This is a genomic window from Streptomyces sp. NPDC059900 (assembly GCF_050270335.1).
GTDB lineage: Bacteria > Actinomycetota > Actinomycetes > Streptomycetales > Streptomycetaceae > Streptomyces.
In genome coordinates this window covers 1-6,978 of sequence record NZ_JBNNJZ010000431.1, presented here as the reverse complement: position 1 = coordinate 6,978, position 6,978 = coordinate 1, and the positions used below count along the sequence as shown (strand labels likewise).

At 70.2% G+C, this 6,978-nt stretch carries 7 protein-coding genes and 1 pseudogene; 4 read left to right on the top strand and 4 right to left on the bottom strand.

The window, feature by feature from the left end; all coding sequences use genetic code 11:
• Positions 1-244: PaaI family thioesterase (locus ACQKIP_RS35130; protein ID WP_427745063.1), on the top strand; the 244-nt coding region annotated here is incomplete at its 5' end.
• A 4-nt stretch (positions 245-248) separates the two neighbouring features.
• On the opposite strand, the gene ACQKIP_RS35125 is transcribed toward ACQKIP_RS35130, so the two are convergent.
• The 4 genes from ACQKIP_RS35125 to ACQKIP_RS35110 form a co-directional block, all read right to left on the bottom strand.
• Entirely contained in the window at positions 249-929 is a 681-nt protein-coding gene (locus tag ACQKIP_RS35125) for a GntR family transcriptional regulator (protein ID WP_365855594.1), read from the bottom strand.
• Between the two features lie 131 nt (positions 930-1,060).
• Positions 1,061-2,008 (bottom strand): beta-ketoacyl-ACP synthase III, encoded by a 948-nt coding sequence (locus tag ACQKIP_RS35120; RefSeq protein ID WP_365855596.1) that lies wholly within the window; start codon positions 2,006-2,008, stop codon positions 1,061-1,063.
• A gap of 122 nt (positions 2,009-2,130) precedes the next feature.
• Positions 2,131-2,274: an MFS transporter small subunit gene (locus tag ACQKIP_RS35115; protein ID WP_427745062.1), complete on the bottom strand. Its 144-nt coding sequence runs from the start codon at positions 2,272-2,274 to the stop codon at positions 2,131-2,133.
• Positions 2,243-3,586 (bottom strand): OFA family MFS transporter, encoded by a 1,344-nt coding sequence (locus ACQKIP_RS35110; protein WP_365855598.1) that lies wholly within the window; start codon positions 3,584-3,586, stop codon positions 2,243-2,245. Before ACQKIP_RS35110 ends, ACQKIP_RS35115 begins: the two co-directional genes overlap by 32 nt.
• 196 nt (positions 3,587-3,782) lie before the next feature.
• Between ACQKIP_RS35110 and ACQKIP_RS35105 the strand changes: the two genes are divergently transcribed.
• The 3 genes and pseudogenes from ACQKIP_RS35105 to ACQKIP_RS35095 form a co-directional block, all read left to right on the top strand.
• Entirely contained in the window at positions 3,783-4,760 is a 978-nt protein-coding gene (locus ACQKIP_RS35105; RefSeq protein ID WP_365855600.1) for a 2-dehydropantoate 2-reductase, read from the top strand.
• Positions 4,761-4,788: 28 nt separating this feature from the next.
• Positions 4,789-6,711, top strand: a complete 1,923-nt coding sequence (locus tag ACQKIP_RS35100; RefSeq protein WP_365855602.1) for a molybdopterin oxidoreductase family protein — start codon at positions 4,789-4,791, stop codon at positions 6,709-6,711.
• Between the two features lie 27 nt (positions 6,712-6,738).
• A pseudogene (locus tag ACQKIP_RS35095) lies at positions 6,739-6,978 on the top strand (NADH-quinone oxidoreductase subunit E); the annotation flags it as partial.

The window sequence follows — 6,978 nt, the reverse complement described above, 5'->3', positions numbered from 1 at the left end:
CGCCGACACCGTGGGCGCGGTCTGCGCCTATCTCAACCTGCCGGCGGGAGCGAGCACGTCCACCGTGGAGTCCAAGACGAACTTCTTCCGCGCCGTGCGCTCGGGCAGCGCCCGCGCCGTGGCCCGGCCGCTGCACGCGGGCGGCACCTTCGTCGTCGTACAGACGGATGTCTACGACGCGGACGGGCGCCCGGCCGGGCAGACGACGCAGACACAGGCGGTCCTGGCGCCCCGGAAGGGCTGACGCGTCAGGCGTCGCGCTCGCGCCGGTGGTAGGTCTCCCGGGTGTGCTCGGTGTGCGCGCGCATGATCTCCGTGGCCTTGCGCTCGTCGCGCTCGGCGATCGCCGCGATCAGCGCCCGGTGCTCGATCCAGGACTGCTTGCCGCGCTGCCGCGCCACGGGCGTGTAGTACCAGCGCACCCGGCGGTCCACCTGCCCGGCGAGTTCGGCGAGCACGACATTGCCGGCGAGCTCCATCACCTTGGCGTGGAACGCGGCGTTGGTGGTCACCACCAGGTCGACGTCGCCGTCCGCGACGGCCTGCTCCCCCTTGGCGCACAGCTCTTCCAGGGCGGTGATCCCGGCGGTGCCCGTGTTGGCCGCGGCGAGCCGTGCGGCCTCCGCCTCCAGGAGCGTGCGGACCGTGAGCAGCTGGTCGGCCTCCTCCTCGGTCGGCTCGTGCACGAACGCGCCCTGGGCGGGGCGCAGATCGACCCAGCCCTCGGTGTTGAGCCGCTGGAGGGCCTCGCGCACGGGCTGCCGCGACACCCCGAGGTGCCCGGCCAGTTCGCTCTCCACGAGGTGCTGGCCGGGCTGGAGCGCGCGGGTCGTGATGAGCTCGAGCAGCGCTTCGTAGACCCGCTCGCGGAGCGGACCGGGCCGTTCGAGCTTGGGCACCGCTCCCTGCGGCAGTCCTGTGGACAACATCGCGGTCCCCTCCTCGACGATTGCCTTTTGTCTACAGTCTACTGAGCACAATGGCCAGCACCAGGGGGAGTTGGACCCGTCACACAGCCGGAAAGCGCTGATCCGCCCGGTGCGGAACCGCTGCGGACCCGCTACGGGCAGCGGATGACCTGGCCCGCGTACGAGAGGTTCCCGCCGAAGCCGAAGAGCAGCACCGGGTCCCCGTGGTTGATCTCGCCGCGCCCCACCAGCTTGGACAGGGCGAGCGGGATGCTGCCCGCCGAGGTGTTGCCGGAGTTCACGACGTCACGCGCGACGACCGCGTTGACCGCGCCGATCCGTTCGGCGAGGGGTTCGATGATGCGCAGGTTGGCCTGGTGCAGGACGACCGCGGCCAGGTCGGCCGGCGTCAGACCGGCCCGCTCGCAGGCCTTGCGGGCGAGCGGCGGCAGCTGCGTCGTCGCCCAGCGGTAGACGCTCTGCCCCTCCTGCGCGAAGCGCGGGGGCGTGCCCTCGATGCGCACCGCGTTGCCCATCTCGGGCACCGAACCCCAGAGCACGGGGCCGATGGCGGGCACGCCGCCCGGCTCGCACGCCTCGACGACGGCCGCGCCCGCGCCGTCCCCGACCAGGACGCAGGTGGTGCGGTCCGTCCAGTCGGCGACCTCGGACATCTTGTCCGCGCCGATCACCAGGACACGGGTGGCGCCGCCTGCCCGTACGGCGTGGTCGGCCGTGGCGAGGGCGTGCGTGAAGCCCGCGCACACGACGTTGATGTCCATGGTGGCCGGGGACGGGATGCCGAGGCGGGTCGCCACCCGCGCCGCCATGTTCGGCGAGCGGTCGATCGCGGTGGAGGTGGCGACCAGGACCAGGTCGATGGCGTCGGGCGTCAGGCCCGCGGCGGCGACGGCCTTGGCCCCCGCATGCGCGGCGAGCTCGTCGACCGGCTCCTCCGGTCCCGCGATGTGACGGGTGCGGATGCCCACGCGGGAGCGGATCCACTCGTCGCTGGTGTCGACCATGCCCGCCAGATCCTCGTTGGTGAGGATCTTGGCGGGCTGGTAGTGACCGACGGCGGCGATGCGTGAGCCGTGCATGAACGGGTCCCCCTTGGTGCCGGAGATGCGGGACCGTCCAGTCTGGTCAGCGACTCACCAGTAACAGGACACGTAAAGCGACAGGAAACGGGCGCGGGCTTTGGACACTTCTCATCATCGCGTCACCCGGTAAAAAGCTGGGTGGCCTTGTGTACGAGTTCATACACCCCATATGCGAGCGGAATGCCCACCCAGAGCCAGGCGCCGACGATCAGCGCCCGGCGGCGGGGCGGACTACTTGGCGGCGTGCTGGTCGGTGCCGTCATGGGTTTCCTCCTTCGGGTCCCTCGGGGCGGGGATGTGGTGGCGGGCGTGGACGGGACGGACGAACTCGTTCGCCACGAATCCGACGACGAGGAGTCCGATCATGATCGTGAGGGAGAGGCCGTAGAGCCCGGCCCCGCTCTTGCCCGCCTCTTCCTGGCGGTCGGCGACCCAGTTGACGATCAGCGGCCCGAGGACGCCCGCCGTGGACCAGGCGGTGAGGAGACGGCCGTGGATCGCGCCGACCTGGTAGGTCCCGAAGAGATCCTTCAGATAGGCGGGGATCGTCGCGAAGCCGCCTCCGTAGAAGGAGAGGATCACCAGCGCGCAGACGACGAAGAGCGGTTTGGAACTGTCCCCGAAGCCGGCGATCAGCAGGTACATCAGTGCGCCGACGCCCAGGTAGACGCGGTAGACGTTCTTGCGGCCGATCAGGTCGGACGCCGATGACCAGCCGATGCGCCCGGCCATGTTGGCGGCGGAGAGCAGGGCGACGAAGCCCGCCGCCGCGGCGGCCGAGACCGGCGTCGAGGTGTCGGAGAAGAAGTCGGTGATCATCGGCGCCGCCTTCTCCAGGATGCCGATGCCCGCGGTCACGTTCATGCAGAGCACGATCCACAGGCACCAGAACTGGGGGGTGCGCACGGCGGCCCGCGCGGAGACCTGCGGCCCGTCGAGCACCCCGGGAGCGCCGGGCGCCCGCGCGCCTTCCGTACGCGGAACCCGCACCAGGAACACGCCGAGCGCCATGAAGACGGCGTACGTGAGGCCGTGCACGAGGAAGGCGAGCGCGATGCCGTCGTTGTCCGTGCCGAAGGAGTCCAGCATCTGCGCCGACCAGGGCGAGGCGATGAGGGCGCCGCCGCCGAAGCCCATGATCGCGATGCCGGTCGCCATGCCGGGGCGGTCAGGGAACCACTTGATCAGCGTCGACACGGGCGAGATGTAGCCGATGCCGAGTCCGATGCCGCCGACGAAGCCGTAGCCGAAGACGATCAGCCAGTACTGGCCGACCGCCGCGCCGAGCGCCGCTATCAGGAAGCCGGACGAGAAGCAGACGAGGGCGACCGTCATCGCCCAGCGCGGTCCGTTGCGCTCCACGAGCGTGCCGCCGAAGGCCGCCGAGAGGCCGAGCATCACGATGCCGAGCTGGAAGGGGAGCGCGCTCTGTGTGCCGCTGAGGTCGAGCGCGGATTCCAGCGGGGGTTTGAAGACGCTCCAGGCGTAGGCCTGGCCGATGGAGAGATGTACGGACAGGGCGGCGGGCGGTACTAGCCAGCGACTCCATCCCGGGGGTGCGACGGGAGGCTTCATGATCCCAAACAGTAGGAACCGACCGGGGAGTTGGGAAGGGGGTCAAGCCGATTCCGTCGACGGTATGCAATGTGCCGCGCGACCCCTTGCTGCCCCAACTTCCATACTGTAGACAATATTCCATCGACAGTCATGGCATGCGATGTCGAACCTCTGAGCCTTCTTCGGAACCCTCGACCGAACGGAGCGCGCCACCGTGAAAGTCGCAGTCCTCGGCGCCGGTGCGATCGGCGCCTACGTCGGAGCCGCGCTGCACCGCGCCGGTGCCGACGTCCATCTAGTCGCCCGTGGACCGCATTTGGCGGCCATGAGGCAGCACGGAGTACGTGTCCTCAGCCCGCGCGGCGATTTCACCGCACGGGCCCACGCCACCGACGACCCGGCCGACATCGGCCCCGTCGACTTCGTCTTCCTGGGCCTGAAGGCCAACTCGTACGCGGCGTGCGGGCCGCTGATCGAGCCTCTCCTGCACGACACGACGGCGGTCGTCGCCGCCCAGAACGGCATCCCCTGGTGGTACTTCCACCGGCACGGCGGTCCGCACGACGGCCACCGCGTCACGAGCGTGGACCCGGGCGGCGCGGTCAGTGCGGTGATCGCGCCCGAGCGGGCCATCGGATGCGTGGTGTACGCGGCGACCGAACTGGAAGGGCCGGGAGTCGTCCGGCACCTCGAAGGCACCCGGTTCTCCGTCGGAGAGCCCGACCGCTCGCGCTCCGGGCGCTGCCTCGCCTTCAGCGAGGCCATGCAGGCGGGCGGCCTGAAGTGCCCCGTCGAACCCGAACTGCGCGGCGACATCTGGATCAAGCTGCTCGGCAACATCTCCTTCAACCCCATCAGCGCGCTCGCCCGCGCCACCATGCGCGAGATGTGCCTGCACGGCGGCACCCGGCGCGTCATCGAGATCATGATGACCGAGACGCTCGCCGTCGCGGCGGCCCTCGGCTGCCGCCCCGACATCTCCGTCGAGCGGCGCCTGGCGGGCGCCGAGCGCGTGGGCGACCACCGCACCTCCACACTCCAGGACCTGGAGCGCGGCAAACCGCTGGAACTCGACGTGCTGCTGGCGGCCGTCGTGGAACTCGCGGAGATCACCGGGGTCCCGGTGCCGACGCTGCGCACCGTCCACGCCATCTCGGATCTGCTGGCCGACCGCATGAGGAGCGCGGCATGAACGAGACCACAGGGACAGGGAGCCCGGCATGAGCAGGAAACGCGACCGCTCCCCCAAGACGTACGCCCGGCTCACCCACCCCCTCGTACGCGACTCGCGCGACGAGCCGCTGCGCAGGGCGACCTGGGACGAGGCACTGACCCGCACGGCCGCCGGACTGCGCGAGGCGCACGGCGCGTTCGGGATGTTCTCCTGCGCCAGGGCGACCAACGAGATGAACTACGTGGCGCAGAAGTTCGCCCGCGTGGTGATGGGCACGAACAACGTCGACTCCTGCAACCGCACCTGCCACGCACCGAGCGTCGCGGGCCTGTCGGCGGCCTTCGGGTCGGGCGGCGGCACGTCTTCCTACGAAGAGGTCGAGCACACCGATCTGATCGTGATGTGGGGCTCCAACGCCCGCTTCGCGCACCCGATCTTCTTCCAGCACGTCCTGAAGGGGATCCGGAACGGCGCCCGGATGTACGCCGTCGACCCGCGCCGCACCAAGACCGCCGAATGGGCGGAGAGCTGGCTCGGCCTGAACGTCGGCACGGACATCCCGATGGCGCACGCGATCGGCCGCGAGATCATCCACGCAGGCCTGGCCAACCGGGCGTTCATCGAGCGGGCCACGTCCGGCTTCGAGGAGTACGCGGCCCTGGTCGAGCCGTGGACGCTCTCGCTCGCCGAGAAGGTGACGGGCGTACCGGGCGCCGCCATAAAGGAGTTGGCGCACGTCTACGCACGAGCCGAGCGGGCGCAGCTGTGCTGGACGCTCGGCATCACCGAGCACCACAACGGCACGGACAACGTCCGCGCGCTGATCAACCTCTCGCTCCTGACCGGCCACGTGGGGAGGTACGGCTCCGGGCTCCAGCCGCTGCGCGGGCAGAACAACGTGCAGGGCGGCGGCGACATGGGGGCGATCCCCAACCGCCTGCCCGGCTTCCAGGACATCCTCGACCCGGACACCCGGCTGAAGTTCGAGACGGCCTGGGACACGGTGATCCAGCCGCACTACGGACTGAACCTGACAGAGATGTTCGAGGCGATGGAGGAGGGCTCGCTCAAGGCCGTCTACTGCATCGGCGAGAACCCGGCGCAGTCGGAGGCGGACAGCGAGCAGGCGGTGCGGCGGATGCGCGCCCTGGACTTCTTCGTCGTACAGGACATCTTCCTCACGAAGACCGCCGAACTCGCCGATGTCGTGCTGCCCGCCACCGCCGCCTGGGCGGAGACCGACGGTACGACGACCAACAGCGAGCGGCGAGTGCAGCGGGTGCGCAAGGCCGTGCGGCCGCCCGGTGAGGCGCGCGAGGACATCGACATCCTCTGCGACCTCGCCGAACGGCTCGGTCACGACTGGAAGTACGCGGACGCGCAGGCGGTGTGGGACGAGCTCCGGTCGGTTTCGCCGGACCACTGGGGCATGACGTACGACCGGCTCGCGTCCCTCCAGGGCATCCAGTGGCCGTGCCCTTCGGAGGACCGGATCGAACCGAGCTATCTGCACGGGCGGTTGTGGGAGGCGGACCCTCAGCGGCGGGGTGTGCCCGCGCCCTTCGGGCTCGTCGCGCACGATCCGCCGGTGGACCTCACGGACGAGGCGTTCCCGATCCGGCTGACGACGGGGAGGCGGCTCGACTCCTACAACACCGGTGTGCAGAGCGGGAGTTTTGCCTCGCCGCTGCGGCGCGGTGAGTACGTCGAGCTGTGCCCGGAGGACGCGGAGCGGTACGGGGTCGTGGTCGGCGAGGAGGTCCGGGTGTCGTCGCGGCGCGGTGCGGTGACGGCGCCGGTGTGGGTGGACACCGGGCTTCGCCCCGGTCTGGCCTTCATGACCATGCATTTTCCCGACGAGGTCGACACCAACCAGCTCACGATCGAAGCCAATTGCCCCATCGCGGGCACGGCGGAGTTCAAGGCGTCGGCGATACGCATCGACAAGCTGACCATGTCGGCGACGTGACGTGACGTACTGGACGTGAGGTGACGTATGGATCTGCACTTCGGTGACAGCAAGCCGACGGACGAGGAGCGGGCGGCCGTCGACGCGGTGCTCGGGCCGCCGGAATCCGCGTGGGAGGGGGCCGATGACCGCAGCGACGCGGATCTGCGGTGGGCACGGGGCGGTCGTGCGGCGCGGGAGCGGCGGGATGAGTTGTTGCCGGGGTTGCACGCGCTCAACGACCGCGTGGGGTGGGTGAGCGAGGGGGGTCTGGACTACCTCTGCCGG